Source organism: Natronosalvus vescus, assembly GCF_023973145.1.
Lineage (GTDB): Archaea > Halobacteriota > Halobacteria > Halobacteriales > Natrialbaceae > Natronosalvus > Natronosalvus vescus.
The window spans coordinates 3,434,888-3,454,723 of sequence record NZ_CP099546.1 but is presented as its reverse complement, the minus strand read 5'-3'; the positions used below and the strand labels follow the sequence as shown (position 1 = coordinate 3,454,723).

The 19,836-nt window shown below is 60.5% G+C and carries 15 protein-coding genes, 1 tRNA gene and 1 pseudogene; 11 read left to right on the top strand and 6 right to left on the bottom strand.

The window, feature by feature from the left end; all coding sequences use genetic code 11:
* Nucleotides 1-38 precede the first annotated feature (38 nt).
* From NGM68_RS16390 to NGM68_RS16380, 3 genes are all read left to right on the top strand, one after another.
* Nucleotides 39-2,876: a PAS domain S-box protein gene (locus tag NGM68_RS16390; protein ID WP_252699296.1), complete on the top strand. Its 2,838-nt coding sequence runs from the start codon at nt 39-41 to the stop codon at nt 2,874-2,876.
* Nucleotides 2,877-3,035: 159 nt separating this feature from the next.
* Complete coding sequence (locus NGM68_RS16385) at nt 3,036-4,100, top strand: succinylglutamate desuccinylase/aspartoacylase family protein (protein WP_252699295.1); 1,065 nt, start codon at nt 3,036-3,038, stop codon at nt 4,098-4,100.
* Nucleotides 4,101-4,141: 41 nt separating this feature from the next.
* Nucleotides 4,142-4,212: transfer RNA gene (locus NGM68_RS16380), tRNA-Pro, on the top strand.
* A gap of 410 nt (nt 4,213-4,622) precedes the next feature.
* Here the strand turns inward: NGM68_RS16380 and NGM68_RS16375 are convergent.
* On the bottom strand, nt 4,623-4,808 hold the full coding sequence (locus tag NGM68_RS16375) for a hypothetical protein (RefSeq protein ID WP_252699294.1): 186 nt from the start codon (nt 4,806-4,808) through the stop codon (nt 4,623-4,625).
* 1,368 nt (nt 4,809-6,176) lie between these two features.
* Between NGM68_RS16375 and NGM68_RS16370 the strand changes: the two genes are divergently transcribed.
* Nucleotides 6,177-6,971, top strand: coding sequence for an Nmad3 family putative nucleotide modification protein (locus NGM68_RS16370; RefSeq protein WP_252699293.1), 795 nt, complete (start codon nt 6,177-6,179; stop codon nt 6,969-6,971).
* A gap of 299 nt (nt 6,972-7,270) precedes the next feature.
* Nucleotides 7,271-8,506: a YncE family protein gene (locus NGM68_RS16365; protein ID WP_252699292.1), complete on the top strand. Its 1,236-nt coding sequence runs from the start codon at nt 7,271-7,273 to the stop codon at nt 8,504-8,506.
* Between the two features lie 1,271 nt (nt 8,507-9,777).
* Here NGM68_RS16365 and NGM68_RS16360 read toward each other — a convergent pair.
* Nucleotides 9,778-11,016, bottom strand: a complete 1,239-nt coding sequence (locus NGM68_RS16360; protein WP_252699291.1) for an NAD(P)/FAD-dependent oxidoreductase — start codon at nt 11,014-11,016, stop codon at nt 9,778-9,780.
* Nucleotides 11,017-11,281: 265 nt separating this feature from the next.
* Here NGM68_RS16360 and NGM68_RS16355 point away from each other — a divergent pair, with 265 nt between their 5' ends.
* From NGM68_RS16355 to NGM68_RS16340, 4 genes are all read left to right on the top strand, one after another.
* Complete coding sequence (locus NGM68_RS16355) at nt 11,282-11,878, top strand: DUF6149 family protein (RefSeq protein ID WP_252699290.1); 597 nt, start codon at nt 11,282-11,284, stop codon at nt 11,876-11,878.
* 185 nt (nt 11,879-12,063) lie between these two features.
* Nucleotides 12,064-13,353 carry an MFS transporter gene (locus tag NGM68_RS16350; protein WP_252699289.1) on the top strand — a complete coding sequence of 430 codons (1,290 nt, stop codon included), beginning with the start codon at nt 12,064-12,066 and terminating at the stop codon, nt 13,351-13,353.
* A gap of 79 nt (nt 13,354-13,432) precedes the next feature.
* Complete coding sequence (locus NGM68_RS16345) at nt 13,433-13,810, top strand: hypothetical protein (RefSeq protein ID WP_252699288.1); 378 nt, start codon at nt 13,433-13,435, stop codon at nt 13,808-13,810.
* 63 nt (nt 13,811-13,873) lie between these two features.
* On the top strand, nt 13,874-14,365 hold the full coding sequence (locus NGM68_RS16340; RefSeq protein WP_252699287.1) for an 8-oxo-dGTP diphosphatase: 492 nt from the start codon (nt 13,874-13,876) through the stop codon (nt 14,363-14,365).
* 77 nt (nt 14,366-14,442) lie between these two features.
* On the opposite strand, the gene NGM68_RS16335 is transcribed toward NGM68_RS16340, so the two are convergent.
* Nucleotides 14,443-15,411, bottom strand: a complete 969-nt coding sequence (locus NGM68_RS16335) for a quinone oxidoreductase family protein (protein ID WP_252701444.1) — start codon at nt 15,409-15,411, stop codon at nt 14,443-14,445.
* Nucleotides 15,412-15,650: 239 nt separating this feature from the next.
* Complete coding sequence (locus tag NGM68_RS16330; RefSeq protein WP_252699286.1) at nt 15,651-15,782, bottom strand: alpha-amylase domain-containing protein; 132 nt, start codon at nt 15,780-15,782, stop codon at nt 15,651-15,653.
* Nucleotides 15,783-15,851: 69 nt separating this feature from the next.
* Here NGM68_RS16330 and NGM68_RS16325 point away from each other — a divergent pair.
* Both NGM68_RS16325 and proS read left to right on the top strand, forming a co-directional pair.
* A pseudogene (locus NGM68_RS16325) lies at nt 15,852-16,289 on the top strand (DDE-type integrase/transposase/recombinase); the annotation flags it as partial.
* Nucleotides 16,290-16,591: 302 nt separating this feature from the next.
* On the top strand, nt 16,592-18,079 hold the full coding sequence (proS, locus tag NGM68_RS16320; RefSeq protein WP_252699285.1) for a proline--tRNA ligase: 1,488 nt from the start codon (nt 16,592-16,594) through the stop codon (nt 18,077-18,079).
* A 510-nt stretch (nt 18,080-18,589) separates the two neighbouring features.
* Here proS and NGM68_RS16315 read toward each other — a convergent pair.
* On the bottom strand, nt 18,590-18,934 hold the full coding sequence (locus tag NGM68_RS16315; RefSeq protein WP_425493582.1) for an AzlD domain-containing protein: 345 nt from the start codon (nt 18,932-18,934) through the stop codon (nt 18,590-18,592).
* Nucleotides 18,931-19,671 carry an AzlC family ABC transporter permease gene (locus NGM68_RS16310; protein ID WP_252699283.1) on the bottom strand — a complete coding sequence of 247 codons (741 nt, stop codon included), beginning with the start codon at nt 19,669-19,671 and terminating at the stop codon, nt 18,931-18,933. Before NGM68_RS16310 ends, NGM68_RS16315 begins: the two co-directional genes overlap by 4 nt.
* Nucleotides 19,672-19,836: the final 165 nt, after the last annotated feature.

Here is a 19,836-nt window from a genome sequence, read left to right as displayed (position 1 = left end):
CGCTTATACCAGTTGCCACGGAGGTAGAAATAGACGACATGCCCGACTCCGGAGCGCGGCGGTCGACGGCCAACGGGACGCTCCTGTATGTCGACCCCACCGACCGCTCACCTCGCACCGTCGAGGCCCTCGAGTCGTCGTGCCCTGGGCTCGAAGTGACGGCCGTCGAAACCGCCGCAGACGCCATCTCGACCCTCGGTGACCAACGGGTCGATTGCGTTGTGGTCGCGTCGCCACTCTCCCGATCGGACAGCCTCTCGTTTACTCGAACCGTTCGGCGAACGTACCCGGAAACGCCGGTCATTCTGTACGCGAGCGACGGCTCCGAAGCGTTCGCCGCTACGGCAATCGACGCGGGTGTTTCTGCGTACGTGCCCGCGGTGACCGATTCGGACGCTCGAAAGACAGCTGGCACCGACACTGCCGCGCTCCAGACGCTCTGTACACGCGTCATCGACGTACTGGCCGACGACGCCGAAAACCGGTTCGGCCGCGTCGACGCGATGCACGACGTCGCCCTCGAGTTCGAATCCTGCCACGACCCCGACGGAGTCTATCAGTTGGCCGTCGAGGCGATGGTACACGTCCTCGAGAGCGACGCCAGTGCCCTCTACATCGAATCCGACGGTCAATTACGCCCCGCCGCCGTTGCTGGCGAGATCGTGTCGGAACTGTCGAAATCGTTCGAGGTGAGCGAAGGCGTGGTCGGAAGCACCTATCGATCCGGGGAGTCCTCGATCGTCCACCACGTCGACACCGGTGCGGAGGCGAAACCGGTCGACGAACGAATTCGTTCGGGGGTCAGCGTCCCCGTTGGCTCGTTCGGCGTGTTGCAGGCGGCAGCCACGGATCCGGCGTCGTTCACCGAACGCGATCGAACCCTCGCCGAGTTACTCGCCGCACACGTCACCGCTGCGATTTCCCGGATCCGATCCGAGAAGGCGGTTCGTCGCGAGCGAGACCGATTCGCCGCGTTGTTCGAGAACGTGCCGGACGCCGTCGCCTTCCTGGGGACGGCGGGATCGGACACCATCGTCGACGTCAACCCCGCCTTCGAACGACTCTTCGGCTACGATCGCTCCGAGGTGATCGGCGACAAGCTCGACGAACACGTGTTACCGGACGGCATCGAAGCGGTCGACGTCTACGACACAGTCGGTGTCGGCGAAGTCATTTCCGCCGAAGTCACTCGCCAGACGGCAAACGGCCCCCGGGAGTTCTTCGCTCGCGGCTTCGCGGTCGAACTCGACGATACGGTTTACGAATACGCCATTTACACCGACATCACCGAGCAAAAACGGTGGGAGACCGAACTCGAGCAGTATCGGACGCTCGTCGAAACGGTCGGTGATCCGATGTACATTCTCGATACCGATGGGACGATCGAAGTGGCAAACGACGCGATGATCGACGCCGTCGGGACGACCCGCGAGGCGGTGATCGGTGCACACCCCCTCGAATTCATGCCACAAGAGGCGGTCGCACGTGGCCAACAGATACTGTACGAAATCATCGACGACGACGAGCGCACGTGGGGGACGTTCGAACTCACCTTTACCAGCACCGATGGGGAAGAACACGTCGCCGAGGCGAACATCGCACCGATTGCCGACGAAGAGGGTACCCTCATCAAAAGCGTCGGCGTGATTCGCGACATCGGCGACCGAAAGGAACGGGAACAACGAATCCGAGCGTTGCACGACGGTACCCGCCGACTCATGGCCGCGGCAAACGCCGACGAGGTCGCCAGAGTTGGGTGTGACATCGCCGACGAAATCCTCGATTACCAGCTCAACGGGATTCACCGATACGATCCCGAAGTCGACGGTCTGGTTCCGGTCGCGGTCTCGGAGGGTGTTCGCGAGCTGTTCGGCGAGCCACCGATTATCGAGCGCAATGGCGGGCTCGCCTGGGATGCCTACGAGGCTGGACAGCCGATTGCCCACGGCGACGTCCGGTATCAGAACGGAGTACAGAACCCGGAGACGCCAATTCGAAGCGAAGCACACCTTCCCCTCGGCGAGTACGGCCTCTTGTTGGTCGCGTCGGTCGACCGCAACGACTTCGACGAGGAATCACTCGCGCTCGCGAACATCCTCGCGGCGAACGTCGAGGCGGCAATCGAACGAGCCGAACGCGAGAGCGAACTGGACGCACGTCGCCAGGAACTCGAACGCCAGAACGAACGACTCGAGGAGTTCGCCGGGACGGTCTCCCACGACCTCAGAAACCCGCTCACGCTCGCGACGGGACACCTCGATCTGATCGCCGACCGGGCGACCGACGATATGGGCATCACTGACTCCCTCGAGGAGATCGAGTGGGCGCTCGAGCGGATGGACGAACTCATCGACGACGTGCTCGCCCTCGCCCGAAGCGGCCGAAACCTCACCGATCCCGAGTCCCTCGCTCTCGAGGACGTCGTCCGGCAGGCCGGACGCACCGTCGACCCGGATCTCGGGATCGAGATCGAGGGCACGTTACCGACGGTGATGGCCGACGAGAACCGGGTGCTCGTTTTCTTCGAGAACCTCTTTCGGAACGCGATCGAACACGTTGGCGAGGACGTCACCGTGACCGTCGGCGTGACCGAAACGGGATTTTACGTCGCCGACAACGGGCCAGGGATTCCACCGGAGGAACGGTCATCAGTGCTCGAGTCTGGCTACACGACCCATCCAGAAGGCACAGGGTTTGGACTGGCGATCGTTACCGAAGTCGCGGAGGCTCACGGCTGGGACGTGATGATCGCCGAGAGCGAACAGGGTGGTGCCCGCTTCGACGTCGAGATCAGACCCGCCGTCGCTGGCGACCCGAGCGACCAGGCTGGTGCCGTGGACGATGCCGATCACGCCCGCCGAATCGATTCGGAGTGACCGTAGAATCTTCGAGTCCGTTTCTTCCGGAGTACCGACAGCCCCTCGAGTCCGTTTCTTCCGGCGTACCCACAGACCCTCGAGTCGGTACCAGTGTCAGCGTGACTACAGCGGACTCGAGTCGGTACCATTTCGATACCCCCGTCCGTGAAATCGGGTATGAAGATTGGTTCAGTACAGTGCGAATCAGGGACGCGAACCACCGGCTATCTCGAAGTCACGACACTACCGACCGGTGGAGCTGAACGCCTGCCCGTCGTGGTCGCTCGCGGCGAAGGCGATGGGCCGACGCTGTGGATCACCGGCGGCATCCACGGGAACGAGATGACGGGCGTGGCCGCGGTGCAGGACGTCCTCACCAACGGCGTTCCCGATGGGTTACGGGGCACCGTCGTCTGCGTTCCCATGTGCAACCCCTCCGGGATCAGGCGGCTCGAGCGTACCTCCTCGTATCACGACGACGATCCCAATCGGTTTTTCCCGGCGGCCGATGCGGCGGATACGACCGGGAAGCGAGTGCAGGAACTGATCGACGAGCGGCTGTACGAGGAAATCGTCGACTCCGCGGACGCCCTGCTGGATCTGCACACCGCCCAGGTGGGCTCCGTGCCGTTCGTCATCCGCGACCGCGTCCTCTACGGCACCCATCGCGACGAAGCGGCGGCCCGCGACCTGGCCGGCCGACTCGACGGCCTTGCTCGAGCGACGGAACTCCCGCTGGTCAACGAGTACCCCGCCGAGGAGTACGCCGACCGTAATCTCCACCGCTCGACCGCCGGTGCCGTGCTCAACGAGGCAGGGATTCCCGCGTTGACGCTCGAGCTGGGCGGGCACGATGCGATCGAGGAAGGGAGTCGTGCGGCCGGCGTAGCCGCTGTCTACCGAGCGATGAGGCACCTCGAGATGCTGCCGTCGGTTCCCGAATCGATAGCGGGGGCCGATCCAGGGTTCGAGTCGCCGGTGTCGTTCCCCGTCAGGCGGTTCGTCGGGCCGCGTGCCGAGTCGGTGGGTATCTGTCGACCTCAGATCGAGACCGGAACCGCGTTCGAGGCCGAGGAGGCGGTTGCCGATGTGGTGTCGCCTCACGGGGATTGCGTCGAGACGCTTTCGGCACCCCACGATGGGTACGTCCTGGGGTGGCGCTCGCCGGTGACCTACGAGAACGATCCGGTCTCGAGTCTGGCGATTCGTGACGAAGGTGACCTCGTCACACCCCGTTCGTGAAGCGATACGCTTAAACGCCGGACGCCCATCGGTCAGAATGCGGGACCGTGGGGTAGTGGTATCCTCTGCGGATGGGGTCCGTAGGACTCGAGTTCGACTCTCGGCGGTCCCACTTCATTCACTCGCTGCGCTCGTTCACTCGTGAGACCGCCGTACATCGCAAACCCTGCGGGTTTGCTCAATCTCGGCGGTTCCATTTTCACAACGAAGCAACCGAGGGAGCGGAGCGACCGTGGCGAGCGAGGAATGAAAATGGGAGCAGGGAGAAGCTTTGCTGCGACCGCGGTTCCATTTTCACGACGCAGAAGAAAGGGGTCGAATGACCGCTGTGCGGCCATTCGTTAGTGCCACTCGAGATTCACTGCCTGTTCAATTCCGACACACTCGAGTAAGTCTGCTGCCCGAAAACCACACCCGAAACTGTAGGCATCTCTACTGTAGCAGTCGAACACTCAGGGGAAGCACGTGCTTGACTGACCCACGCTCGCCACTGAGCGTTTCGGCCGTGTGTGGTGCCATTAGTTAGTCTTTCAATTGTTCAATTCCACGTTCCAATTCATCGATCTTATCTAACCGTATCCCGGCTACGAATCCAAAGATTCCGAGCAATGCTGCACCAATGGGGCCACCCATTAAAAATCCAGCAACGAACCCAATAGCGGGGAGTGAAAAGCTGGCCGAGAAGAGGTATTCTTCCAGGGTGTTCATGCCTCAGTACTATTTGCAATACTATAAAAATATTCTACGAGCACACAGTCAGTAATGCTCACCACGGCAGAGGGCTGATCATTCGTCATCGCAGTCTGAGAAGTCGCTGCGAACTCAAAGGGGTATATCTCGGCAGTCGATTCGCCGAGAACAGGGAATGCACGCTGTGACGAACCTATCGACGTGGTTAAACGGCCCCGCGCAGAGCCGACACGTTCCGTGAAAGGTGTTCGACTGGGTCGCTACGAGCGCTCGAGCTGATCTTTAAGTGTCCTCACTCAGCGAATGATCCGGCGATCTTCTCGAGCCCTGTGTGTCCAATTCAGGTCGTAGTTCTTGGCTCGAGGTTTGGTCTACCGGCTGGGAACGAACAGCACATGCGTTCGGTACCTCCAGTAGCCGGTGAGGGAACCTTGCTAAATGGGTTTATTCAGTGTGATTTGGACGGGCACCCAGCCAGTACGATTACTGGCTGCGAATAGCGTCGTCACTCGGGGTCACCGAGTTCTTCCGCTTCCCACTGTGAAGCGAGCCGCTCGGCCAGTTCGGGCGGCCTGTGTTCTTTCACCAAGTGATGCTCGAGAGTATCACCGGAATCGATCGTATCGTTGCAGATTTTGCAGTATGGGTCGGATTTGGTCGCCATATTCGACTCACGCTACAGCAGGACAAAAGGATCTCGCAGGAAAAACTGACTCTTGAACATACGTTCATATTCTCGCGAGCGACGGTACTCGATCTATATCTTTAAACCAGCTACGGAGTACAGCTCTTCAACGAAGCAAGGCGCGTGCCTCGAGGGCGTTCGCCAGACCGAGGCTACCGTACTGACGAGAGACGAAGGCTTTCGGATCACGTGATCTCGACGCGGTTCATCGGATGGGCAGACCGATTCATCCAGTGGCTTTCGAGCGTCTTCCCTCGCTGAACGATCGAGAACACACAGCAGTCACTCCGTGCCGGTCGTCCTCGAGGAGTCGGAATCCTCAATTTCTGCGAGGACGATGAACTCCGTCGTGCCACACCTGCATTCGGTGGCACCGATCGGTTGCACATCACCGTTTGGCCACATCCGTGCTGCATAAACGGAGTCGCAGTTAGCACATTTGGCTAAGATTCGTTCCCCATCACCACGATGTGCCATCAGTGTCACACAATATATGGGTCTCAAATAATAGTTTCTATCTACCCCCTCTTGAACCCCTGTCGAGAAATGACCAGCGGTGTGCTCCCAAACCGAGACCGATCGTCTCACCGCCGGCACCTCGCAAACGATACACGACCAATCGTCGGCACCCATCACCCCTCAACAGCGACCGCCGACACCGACATCACGAGGATTTTGTACCCGCCGCTCGAGCATCGCCTATGACCGTGGTACTCGCCGGTATTGGTGCTGATACGACGAACATCGGCGCGCTCGCGCCGCTGTACGCCGACGGCCGGTTCGAGTACGTGCCGATCCCGGAGAAAACGCGCGAGACCAGCGAGACGGAAACACTGGGCTCGTGGAACCTCCGATACAGCAAGGGCTGTGCCGCCGATCTGACGACCCGCATTCGACCCCAGCCAATCCACGACGGGGATGCCGTCGTCACCGGCGACGACCTCGCCGCCTGGCCGCTCCACCACGATCCGAACTTCGAGGCGCTCACCTACGGCGAACACCGTACCAGCGGCTACGTCACCAGCCTCCGGGAACTCGAGTCAGGCGACGTCGTCGGCTTCTACGCGGGGCTTCGCCGCGAAGACGACCCCGACGGACGAGCCCACCGCTACCTGATCGGCTACCTGACCGTCGACCGCGTCGACGTCGTCACCCCGGAGACGCCACGAACCGAGCGGGAACGAATCCTCGAGACACATCCCGACAACGCTCACACCAAGCGCGCTCGAGATGGGCGACTCTATCTCGAAGACAAGTCAGTCGTCTTGATCGACGGCCGCGAACCGGGCGGGCTGTTCGAGCGTGCCCCGATCCAGTTGAGCGAGTACGTTGTACAGCCGGGGAACGTCCGCCCGCAGTACTACCTCCGGGAGTCGATCGCCGAGGAGTGGTGCGTCGACGCCGGTGGCTCGAACATGATGTACAAGCCGGCCTACCGCTGTGACCTGTCCGGGGAAGCGTTCCGCAAGTGCGTCGGAGTGCCTGGCCAGCGTTGACGGCCATCTCATTGATAGGCCCAACGAAATCAATGTGGGGGACACAGCGTACTGTCACCACCTGCGAGTCCACCTCCGCCGTTGTCACAGAAAGTGGCATATATTACCGCATGTCGGGTTTGTACTCGCGAGACCGACCGGTCAACTGGCGACTCGAGGAACATCCATTGATCCGCTTCGAACACACACAAAAACCTGTGTCAAGTTTTGCCGGAGCCTATGTCTAGATATGAGATTTGCCGCTTAGACGGCTTGAAACCCGTGTATTTTTGCGTATGGGGTTCTCAGAGAGTAGTACGATGAGACAATCAACTCGGCGTGCGTTTCTTGGCGGGGCGGCTGGTGCGACCCTCACGGCCGTTGCTGGCTGCCTTGGCAGCGACGACAACGGTGCCGGCGGCGACAGCTACGAGGTGTGGGCGCTCGATCAGGGAACTGACCAGATCTACGTCTACGAACCAACCGGCGACGACGAATTCCAGGAAATCGCCTCGATCGACGTCAACGACGACGTCGACGAGTTCGGACAGGTACCCCACATGATTGACTTCAGCTCCGACGGCGAGTACGCCGCCGTAGCGTGTACCGCCGGAGCACGGACGCTCGTCTACCGAACGGAGGATCGCGAACTCGTCGCGAATCTCGAGACCGGTGCTGGCTCGCACTTCGCCGGGTTCACTCCCGACGACGAACACATCCACGTCGACGCCATTGGCGAGGGAGCGATTGTTCGCGTCGACGCCGATATCGAGAGCGAGGAGTTCGAAATCGTCGATGAACTCGTCATCGACGAGGCACCGGCGTTCGCTGATCGAGAGGACGAGTTCCCCGAAGACGACGACGGCGTGCGCGGGCGACCGATCTGTCACGATCATGCGAACGGCCACTCCTATCACACGCTCGGGCCGTCAATCGACTTCGCTGGCGTCGTCGTGCTCGATTACGACTCGTTCGAGATAGATCACGTCTTCAGCCCTGCTGAGCTCCGCACTAACTGTGGGACGATGGCCAGCCCCGACGAGGAAACCGTCTACCTGACCGCTGGTGCACCAAGCAACCACGAGGAAACGGGTGGCGTCGGTGAGTGGTACGCCGTCGACACCGAAACTACCCAACCGATCGATCCGGAAACCAACGAACCGACCGACGAGTACAGTGCCGAGGACGTCGCTCGAGACACCGACGGCTACGACGCCCACGGATTCTGGTTCACCGACGACGGCGACGAACTCTGGATTCTCAACCGAGAAACGGATAACGGCCTGGTCGTCGACCCGGAGACAAACGAAGTCGTCGACGAAGTTGACGATTACGGCCCCGCGCCGGACATCATGTGGGGCTCCCCGGACGACGAGTACATGTTCGTCAGCCTTCGCGGCCCCGAGCCGCTTTCGGGCGACCCACACGCTGCCGAAGGTGAGTCGCCAGGGTTCTCCGTTCTCAGCGTCGAGGATCGCGAGATCGTCACCGTCGTCGAACCCGACGAGGGTAACGAGGACAGCGACTTCCACGGCATCGGCGTTCGGTCGACGTAGTAGAGAGCACTTGTTTGCAGTTCGCAATTGGTGACGTGTAGGTCGTGACTCCTGGTTCACTCGAGAGGAAAGACTCACAGCAGCAGTGAGAAAACAGAAATGAACGGCTCTGTTGAGATCCGTAATCGGTGATAGGTTTCAAGGGTCGTGCTGAATACAGGGCGCGAACGCCACGCGAGATCTGGCATGGTTTGTGGTGGTGGTGGTGATTCTACACGGATTCATGGGACGCTCACTGCCCACGTGCTGTTCTGGACTGGATTTTTTGAACGCGTAAGCAAATGCATTTCTTCCCGATTTTGGTCTTGGCTCATAACCCGTCTTTAATGGTGTAAATGTCCTCTTGCTCCCGTCAAAATAATCACGCCACCGTGATATTACCCACGCAATTACGTTGATGAAAACAATTAATGGAGGTTGAAACGTAAATTCTACAACAAATATGTTCAAGGTTGGTAAAATGTGTCCTGGAAAATTAGTCAAATTCAACCTCAGTTTATCAGTCGACTTCTGTACCGAATTCTGGTGTTGCCATTGAAACCATTATGTGATCTGGTTGGAACGGTCTATCTATTAAAAGTGGGCCTCTGGAGTACTTGCGTTCGCCTCACAGGCGTGAGGTGGAATTACCATGACAGAAAAGAGCGAACCAATAACGGACAGTGTATCCGACGCTCCGTGTTGCAAAAAGGAGCGGCAGTAGGCGCACTCGTCGTCGTGGGGACGGCAGCGAGCGGGAGCGCCACGGCAGTCGGAGACTCACCAACGAACAAAGAGGCTTGTAAGAGTGGCGGATGGAAAAACTACGGCTTCCGAAACCAAGGACAGTGCATTCGCTACGTCAACACTGGCAAAGACAGCCGTAATAAACATAAAAAACGTGAAGGCAAGAAGGGCCACAAGCCGAGGCAGAAGTGTGGAAAGGGCAAAGGGTACAAAAAGGGGAAAGGTAAAAAATAGCGACGATCGATTACAATAAAGTAACTATTTTGTCGCCCCCTTAACAAACAATAGGTAGTTCCACTGGTCGTTATTATTTACGCGAATTGGTTAAAGTAACGGCGTCGATTTTCTGCATCCATCCTCTCAATTCAGTACGCTATTTCTATCACACCTAAAGGGTTTCAACAGAGTTAACCGAATCCGTACACTCGAGTGACTTCTCGATGAACACTGCTGAACCAGCACCGCAATCTCGAGGAATGGGTTCTACAGCCCGTTCGATGGGAATAACACCAGAAATCGACGATTGGTCGGTATCGGATCGAAGGCTACTGTTCCTGGGTTGGTGCGAGGTTGTCGAGATCGACGCGTTTCTCGAGCAGTACCTCGGCCTGATCGGAGACGACGCGCTGTTCGCGCATGAGTTGTTTCAACTTGCTCTGTGCTGAGAGATCCCCGATGAGAACGCCACCGATGACTTTGCCGTCTTTGAACGCGATCCGTCGCCACTCGGTGTCGGAGTAGCGTCGTTCGGCGTGTTCGTCGCCGAGTGTCGGATGGCCAAACGAGAGGAAGGGGAAGTCGAAGTGCGTGATCGAGTACGAGGAGACCCACTCGAACTCCTCGGCGTCGTCGTCGGCGGCCATGTTGACGGCGGCGACCCGACCTTGCTCTTTGGCCGACCCCCAGGAACCGTTCTGTGCCTGTTCGCCCAGTAGTACGTCGTAAAACTGCGTCAGGTCGCCGGCGGCGTACACGTCGTCGACGTTGGTCTGCATGTACTGATCGACGACGATGCCGTTTTCCTGTTCGATGTCGGTCTCGCGGAGGAACTCCGTGTTGAACGTCAGACCGATAGCCACGCCCGCGAAGTCACACGGGTAGCGGTCGCCGTTGGCGTCGATGGCGGCCTCAACGCACCCGTTGTCGTCGACTACGAACTCACTGACGCCGCTGTCGAAGACCGGTTCGACGCCGACGTCGCGCATCCCGTCGTGCATGATTTCAGCCCCGTCGGCCGACAGCGCGTAGCGCCACCACCGATCCCCGCGCATCAGGTACTTGCCGGCGACGTCCTGGGAACCACAGACGGCGGCGAAGTCGATTCCGAGCAGGCCAGCACCGACGATGACGGCGTCGTCGGCTGCTTCGGCGCTCTCGCGGATTTTCCGGGCGTCCTGGAACGTCCAGAAGTGATGAATGCCGTCGGCGTCACTGTTCTCGACGGGCAACTGCGTCGGCGTCCCACCGGTCGCGATCAGCAGCTTGTCGTAGGAGATGTCCGCTTTCTCGTGCGTACGAACCATCTTCTTGTCGGTGTCGACGGTTGTCACGTGGGTGTTGAGCGAAAGCGTGATGTCGCGCTCTTCGTACCATCCCTCGTCGTGAATCGAGATCGGTGCCTCGGGGAGTTTGCCTTTGGCGTGTTCTTTGATCAGAATTCGATTGTACAGCGGTTCACCCTCATCGGTGATGACGGTGATCGACGACTCCGGATCCTCCTCCCGGAGTGTCTCGGCAGCCGAACTGCCGGAAATCCCGTCGCCGATGATGACGTACTCAGTCATGTCCGAAATGTTGGCAACGGGGGTTAAAGTGGGTTGCTATATCGCCTATCCTCGAGTCATCGGACATGTTCGTTTGAACCGAGTGACGACCTCAAGAGCGCGGTGGTGTTCATGTGAACGTGTTATGTCCGAACGAATGTGCTTTCTGATCGAACGCGTCCACTCGAGTTCCCCGTGGCCGAGAGGCACCACGCATTACTCATCCGTACGAGTCCGCTGAGACGACTCCACATCGCTCTTTAGGATCGGCCCCCTACGACGACCTATGAAGCTTCGACAGAACGCTCGTCACTTCGCCTCCCGGAAGGCCCTCGAGACGCCGGTCGTCCGGACGGTCGCCGTCTCCGGACTCGTTCGCCTACACACGAAAGTGTTCACCAGGAAGGCCGACTCGGCCCACGCAGAGGAACGCAAAGCCCACCTCGACGCGCTGTTCGAGGCGACGATGGACAGCTACCTCGAGGCGCTGCGCGAAGGGTACTCCGAGGCCGAAGCGCGCGAGATCACCCACATTCAGGCGAACTTCGACTTCTACAACCACGGCTGGACGGAGATGATGGAGTTCCCCGCGGACGAACTCGAGGATCACTACGAGCGCTACAGGGACTTCTTCGACACCTGGGGCATCACGATCGCCGATCCGCTCGGCGACTTCGAACCGGAGGGCGGCATTCCGGAGGCTCCATCGACCCCCGAGCGACTCGAGGATCCCGAACACCCCCACGCCGAAGGCGGGTTTGCCGACGACGTCTACGTCGAGGGGCCCGACGGCGACCTCGTCGTGGGTGGCCAGGAGGAACCCGAGGACGTCGACGTTTCGAAGGCCGTCGGCGTTCGCGATCGCGATATCGAAGACGAGTAACCCTCTTCAGGCACGGACTCGCTATTCCTTCGATTCCAGGAACGAGCCGAATGTAGTCGACGAAGAGCCATTTCCGAGCAATCTGATCACCGGTTTCACAGCAGTCTCGTCACCGCTCCCTCGAGTGCCGAATTCCAAGCGGCTAAGTAGTCGGACGCCAGCCACTCGAGTACCAACCCACTCGTATGTCTCTCAACTCGAACGATCGATCGATCGCCGGCTTCACCATGGCGGGCCACGCCCTCGTCCACTGGTTCGAGACCGCGATTCCGATCTTTCTGGTCGTCTGGCTCGCCGAGTTCGACGTGACCGTCACCCTCATCGGCCTCATCGTGGCCCTGGGCTATGCACCGTTCGGCATCGGCGCCCTCCCGGGTGGCATCCTCGCCGATCGGTACGGTCCTAAACGACTGATCCTGCTCTGTCTGCTCGGGATGAGCCTCGCGTTCACCGTCCTCGCGGCCGCCTCCGTTCTCGAGTCGATTTACGCCATCGCCGTCGGGCTCTTGCTGTGGGGGATCGCCGCGAGCATATACCACCCCGCTGGACTCGCGCTCATCAGTACCGGCGTCGAGGAACGGGGAACGGTGTTCGCCTGGCACGGGATCGCCGGGAACTTTGGCATCGCCCTCGGTCCGTTCGTCGCCGCCACGTTGCTGATCTTCCTCGAGTGGCCGCTGGTCGCGGCCATGCTCGCGGTTCCAGGCTTTCTGGCGGTCGTCTACGGACTCAGCGCAGACTTCGATTCGACGGCGGCCGTCGCGGACGACGTCGATGCCGGCCCGGACGAAGCGCTGTCGCTCGGCGACCTGGTCACGAACTCCAGAGCCCTCTTCGCCAGTGCGTTCGCCATCGTCTTCGTCATCGTCACGTTCGAAGGCCTGTACTACCGCGGGATGCTCACCTACCTCCCCGAGATCATGCACGGACTGCCAGCGGTCGAGGGACTCGAAATCTTGCCCGCGCTCGAGCAGTACGACATCGATCCCGGGTTCTACATATACGTCGGTCTCCTGGTCGTCGGGATGGCCGGCCAGTACGCTGGCGGAAAGCTCACGGACAGGATTCCAGCCGCCCGCGGGCTGGCAGTTTTCTTCGTCATCCTCGCTGTCCTCGCACTGGCGTTCATCCCCGTCGTAAACCTGGGACTGGGCGCGCTGATCGTCCTCAGTGGCGTCCTCGGCTTTTTCCTCTTTGCGATCCAGCCGTTCTACCAGAACGCGGTAGCCGTCTACACCCCCGCCGATAGTCGCGGCCTCTCGTACGGTTACACCTACCTCGGCGAGTTCGGGTTCGGAGCGGCGAGCATCGCGATTGCTGGCTTCGTGCTCGAGGAGTTCGCCCTTTCGACGTTCTTCGTCGTCATCGCCAGTTTCGCGTTCGTCGGTGCTGGCCTCTCGGTTGCGCTCGCGCTCGGTCTCGACCGGTTGTTAGACCGGAAGTCGACGGACGCAGGGGTCGACCCAGAGGCGTGAGCGAGGCAGCTGGAGAACCGAGCTATCTATCGAGACGCGTACCAGGCACCTTTTTGGTAACTCTCACGGAACGGCCGGTATGGCAACAGCAACGAACCAGGCGCTCACGGTCGGAACGGTTATCGGTGCGCTCCTGATTGTCATCGGCATCGCAGCGTATGTGGTGACAGACTTCGCGAGCGTAACCGCCCTCATTCCGGCGATATTCGGCGTTCTCTTCGTGGGTCTGGGTCTCGCCGGCAGTCGAACGGAGCACGCCGCCCTCGCCGTCTACGGGCTGGCCGGCCTGTCGGTGCTCGGCATCGCCGGTAGCACGCGTGGCATCCCCGACCTGCTCGAGTTGCTGACCGGGGACACCGTCGACGCACCCGTCGCCGTCGGGGCACAGGGGGCGATGATCCTCTGTAGCCTCGTGGTACTCGTCGCCGCCGTCCGGGCGGTCGCGGCCGATCGGTAGCCACCCCAAACGAACCGATCGAAAATCACCAGCAGTTTTCCCGTCACACGCGAACACACGCGTATGATCGAGGCGACGCTCTGTTTTATCCTGGACGGAAGCGACGTGTTGTTGATCGAAAAACGACGCGGACTCGGCGAGGGGTGGTACAACGGCCCCGGCGGTAAACTCGAGGACGGCGAAACACCACTCGAGTGTGCGGTGCGGGAGGTTCACGAGGAGGTGAGCCTCGCGATCGATCCCAACGAGACGGAAAAAGCGGGCGAACTCACATTCTTGCTGGATGGCGACGTGCACACCGTCTGCCACGTGTTCCGTACCACCGAATACGAAGGACAGCCGACGGCGACACCCGAAGCCAGACCCGAGTGGGTGTCGGTCGACGCCGTTCCCTACGATCGAATGTGGGAGGACGACCGCCTGTGGCTGCCAGCCGTCCTCGAGGGCGACACCGTCGCGGGAACGTTCCGGTTCGAGGGCGGTCGGCCGCTCGACGAAGCGGACTTCGTGGATCACGGTCTCGAGCGCGGCGTCTCGTTCGACGGATCGGCGTAAACTCGATTATACTGACTCACACGTGCGTTCTCGAAGGGACATCCGAAGAGACGGACGACTGTCACTGGCACTGGCACTCAGGGAACGAGTACGACCTTCCCCATACTCTCTCGATCCTCGATGAACTGGTGGGCCTCGGCGACGTCCTCGAGCGGGAACGTCTCGCCGACGACAACCTCGAGGTCGCCCGACGCGAGCCCCTCTGTCAGCTCCGGAATGGCCTGCATGATCCGCTCGGGGTCGCGACGGGACGCCTGCCCCAGGTGGAACCCGATAACGGACTTGTTCTCGAACAGGAGCCGCTGGTTCTGGGCCGTCGCTGGAACCCCGCTCGCGACGCCATAGGTAACCAGCCGACCGAAATGAGCCAGGGCGTCGAGGCTCCTGTCGAAGACGTCGTCGCCGACGCTCTCGAGGACGAGGTCGACGCCGTCGTCGGTCTCCGCTCGAACGACCTCGCGGAAATCGGTCTCGGTGTAGTTGATCGGATGGTTGCATCCGAGGTCGGCCGCCAGCTCGAGTTTCTCGTCGCTGCTGGCGGTACCGAACACCGTCGCCCCGGCTCGGGAGGCCAGCTGGACGGCGGCCGTGCCGACGCCGCCCGCGGCGGACTGGATGAGCACCGACTCCCCCGCCTCGAGCCCACCCCAGGCGAACAGACAGGAGTGAGCCGTGAGAAACTGGACGGGGAATCCGGCGGCATCGACGAAACTCATCCCATCCGGAACGGGGAGTATCATCCGTGCGTCGACTGTCACGAACTCGGCGTAGCCCCCGCCGTTGCACATGGCGACGACCCGGTCACCCTCGCTCAGGCCGACGCCCTCGCCGGTGGCATCGATCGTTCCGGCGACTTCCATCCCCGGCACGTAGGCAGGTTCCGGCCCCCCGGGGTACAGACCGCGCCGCTGCATGATGTCCGCGAAGTTGATACCCGCCGCCTCGACGGCGATACGAACCTCGCCCGCCTCCGTCTCGGGAACCGGTTGCTCGACCGACTCGAGTTCGTCGCTGTCGCCGTAGGCACCGACTTCGATCGCGTGCATGGTGGTCATGTGCGTCCTTACGTGTTTTTGACCAACTCGCATAAAAGCCGGAGAACCGGAACCAACGGGGTTCCCGTTCACGTTCACGCCGGCGTGACCGTGACCGGCGTCTCTGATTAGTGTTTGCCGCCGAATACGATTGAAACGCCTCAGCGAGAGTCGCTCGAGCCGCTGGAAGCAATCCAATTCGGCGACCACATCCATTCTATACTTTTTGAAGTACTGTCTTCCGTCTCGAGCTACATTGGGGCGTACATCACCCAGCCTTTGGCCGGTACCTCGAGCGTCACCGTCCCGTCGTCCGCAACCTCGACGTCGTCACCGTGATCGGTGAAATCGGTGAGCGTCTGATCAGCCCAGGTAGTGTCCACAGTCGTCTCGAGCGGCCCGTCCCCGTTGTTGATCCCCGCCAGGAGGTTCCCCTCGCGTTCGAATACGTAGAGGTCGCGGTCGACGAAAAACAGATCGAGATCGACGGCGAGAAAAAGTGGCTGTACGCCGCAATCGACACAGAATCGAAGCTGCTGCTCAAAATCGACGTGTTCAGCCGTCGCGGCACCGACCCCGCAGCGGCCTTTCTCCACCGATTGGAGGAGAAACACGAACTCAACGACACAGCGTTTCTCGTGGATGCTGGGTGCTATCTGACTGCCCTTGCTCGTCGGAAATTGAGCGGTCAGCTCGACTACAGCGAGCGAAACCACATCGAAAAGTGGTTTCAGACCGTGTCGATGCGGATCGACCGCTTTCACTCGTTCTGGCGGGGCAGTCCAGCCAGTGCACGCCGCTGGCTGAGACGCTTCAGACACCATTATAACCACGATCGATCGAACCAGGCACTAAACGAACGAACTCCCGTCGAGGAGGTGAAGAACTAGACAGTACCGTGTGACTAAATATGATGCTGAAATAACGATAACAGGGGTGTACGAATAACCGGTCGATACTGGGCTATCGGCGAGCCAATCAGTTGTGGCCTCGTGTCGACCGAGTCAAAAATAGCCACTGAACGTCACTGCACTTCCGATCGCAAGATGAGGCTTCGATCGGTGTGTAGCTCGTTTCAGTTGGTGCTACGCACACCATACGCGCCTTCAACGTGTTGAAGCAGCACACTCGGGGGGAGTAACGCTCACACACCTTCGCATCGTTTAAGAGTGCGCTGGCAGACTATCGACGTATGAGCGAGGAATCACAGGAACTCGGCATCACCGAGTCCAAATCGCATCGACCCGGCGAGTGGTACGCCGAGGTCGTTAAGAAGGCCGGACTGGCAGACTACGCACCCATGGGCGGCTTCATCGTCACGAAACCCCGCGGCTACGCGCTTTGGGAATCGATCCAGGATGCCCTCGACGGCTGGTTCAAGGAGACCGGCGTCACGAACGCCTACTTCCCGATTTTCATCCCCGAGAGCTACCTCGAGCGCGAAAAAGACATCGTCGAAGGCTTCGACCCCGAGGTCGCCTGGGTCACCCAGGGCGGGCACACCGAACTCGAGGAGCGTCTCGCGGTGCGCCCGACAAGCGAGTCGATCATCGCACCCTTCATGGCCGAGTGGACGCGGAGCCACCGCGACCTGCCCATGCGGCTCAACCAGTGGTGCTCCGTGGTTCGGTGGGAGGCGACGGACACCAAACCGTTCTTCCGAACCAAGGAGTTCCTCTGGCAGGAAGGCCACACGGCCCACGAAACCGACCAGGAGGCCTGGGAGGAGGTCTGGACACGTCTCGAGCAGTACGCGCGGGTGTACGAGGACGTTCTCGCGATTCCCGTCCTGAAAGGGAAGAAGCCCGAACACGACAAGTTCCCCGGCGCGGATACGACGACGACCGTCGAGTGTCTGATGCCCGACGGCAAGTCCGTCCAGGGCGGGACGAGCCACCACCTCGGCCAGAGTTTCGCCGAGGCGTTCGACATCACCTTCGCCGACGAGGACGAGAACGAGCAGACGGCGTACACGACCTCCTGGGGACTGTCCTGGCGCGCACTGGGCGCGCTCATCATGACCCACTCGGACGACCAGGGGCTGGTGCTCCCACCCACGGTCGCGCCCACGCAGGTCGTGATCGTCCCTATCTGGCAGGCCGACACCCAGGACGAGGTACTCGGCTACGCCGGTGACATCGCCGACGAACTCGAGGCCGCCGGCTTCCGCGTCGAACTCGACGACCGGGACGAGCGCAATCCCGGCTTCAAGTTCAACGAGCACGAACTCGAGGGCGTCCCTCTGCGGCTCGAGATCGGGCCGAACGAGGCACAGGACGGCGAGGTCACGCTGGTTCACCGGCCGGACAACGAAAAGCTGGTCGCCGACCGCGAGGGGATCGACGACACCGTCGACGAACACCTCGATACGATCTACGAGAAGCTCTACGATGCGGCCGAGGAAACACTCGAGTCGAACGTTCGGACGGCCGACAGCCCCGAGGATATCATGGGAACGATCGGTCGCCACGGCGGCTACGTGAAGGTGCCGTGGTGTGGCGACCAGGCCTGCGAGGAGGTCATCAAGGAGAAAGTCGCCGCTGAGATCGTTTTCCAGCCCCTCGCCGAAGAAAGCCCCGAGACCGACGGCGAACCGGTGGCCCCCGACGACGAAGACGCGACGTGTACGATCTGTGGCGAGCACGCGGATCAGCTGGCGTACTTCGCCCGGACGTACTGATACGGTTTGCTGTAACTTTTTGCCGGTTATTGTCGATCTGGAGGGGAATCACCGAAAAGAGACTACAACATACCTATGAGGTCGGCTCGTCCGAATCCGGACGCGGTTACTCGATTGTTTATCGACGTTCGTTCTCGTGCTTGCGCTTGTCGGTGAAACCGGTTACACGCGTCCTGCGTACTCAAGCTAGACGGGGAATTAAGCGTGAGTGTACATGGAATCTTGAACTGAGCGTGAGATTGTGCGTGAGTGGACATAGAATTGCGTACACGATCGAACGCCATATCGAGAGTGAGCCAGACCCTGAGGCGACTGATGTGTGATAATCCCAACCAACCCTAATCGTTTAGCCCCTGAGCGCATATGGATGGAGCAGAGAGTATCATACGTGGTGTTCATCCGTTGGGGTGGGCACTACGTGCCTCTGACACCTTTTGTGGAACCATCACTTCGAGTGGTGTCGCTATCGCCCTGATTGTGAGGAACACACGATGGTCAGTCGCCACCAACTCACAGCACCAGCTGTAGCGTCCACAGCACGAGCATGCCGACACCGATAGTCGCCAGAACGTTCTCGGTTCGCCAGGCGACGACCGCAGCAATTGTTCCGGCTATGAGCGTCGGCCACTCGAACTCGAGCCCGATCGTAGGGTCTACCTCGAGACTGAGGATGGCGGGGACGACGAGCGCGGCGAGAACCGCAGCGGGCACGAACCGCAGGACGCCGATCACACGGGGTGGCACCTCGCTGAGTCGGCCGAACAGGAGAATGAACGAGAGGCGCAATGCGAATGTGCCGACTCCAGCAGCAATGATTATCACCAAAATGGTCTGTGAGCTGTAGCCGGTCGTCACGCCGACTCACCACTGTCGCCGACGTCCTCGGCCTGTCGCCCCGACGGGAATTTCCCGGCTCGCACTTCGATAAGCACGCCGGCGAGAATGCCGACGAGGGCCGCCGTTACCAGCCCGAGATTGAACGGCAGTGGTGCCGCGATCATCGCGATGAACCCGGAGACCAGCGCCGCAAGCATCGTCGGACGCCCCTTCAGGACTGGGAAGAGTAACGCCATGAACGTCAACGGGATCGCGAACTCGAGGGAGAGCCCGTCCGGAATACTGGTGCCGAGGATAACGCCAGCGATGGTGCCAAGTTGCCAGGTTATCCAGACCATCATCGCCGTCCCGAGATAGTACCACTTTCTGCTCCGGTCTTCAGAGGGGGACGCGTCGAACTCGGCGACCGAGAGGGCGTACGCCATGTCGGTAAGTACGTACGCGCTGAACCACTTCGAGGCAGGCGAAAAGCGGCTGAAATGCGGTGCGATCGATGCGCTGTACATCATAAAGCGGAGATTGATGACGATCGCCGTGAACACGACGACGACGACAGATGCCGTCTGTCCAATCAGGTCGATCGCCGCGAGTTGAGCCGCTCCAGCGAACACGACGAGAGACATCACAACAGCCAGTACTGGATCGATACCGACGTTCACCGCGGTGACGCCGGCGATGAGCGCGAACGGCACCATCCCGACCATAAGTGGCGCACACGCGCGCATCCCGTCGAAAAAATCATTACGGGCCGTCATCGAGAGGGCCACCGCCGTCGCGATCTGATGCGAGGCTCCAGTTTCCTGACGATCCACCCGTTCATACATCTCCGTTGTGAACACGGTAGTATAGCGTTTCGTCCGCGGAATATATCGCCGATTTGTGAGCGCGTTCCTGACACCGGTTCGTCGAACCGGTGTTCG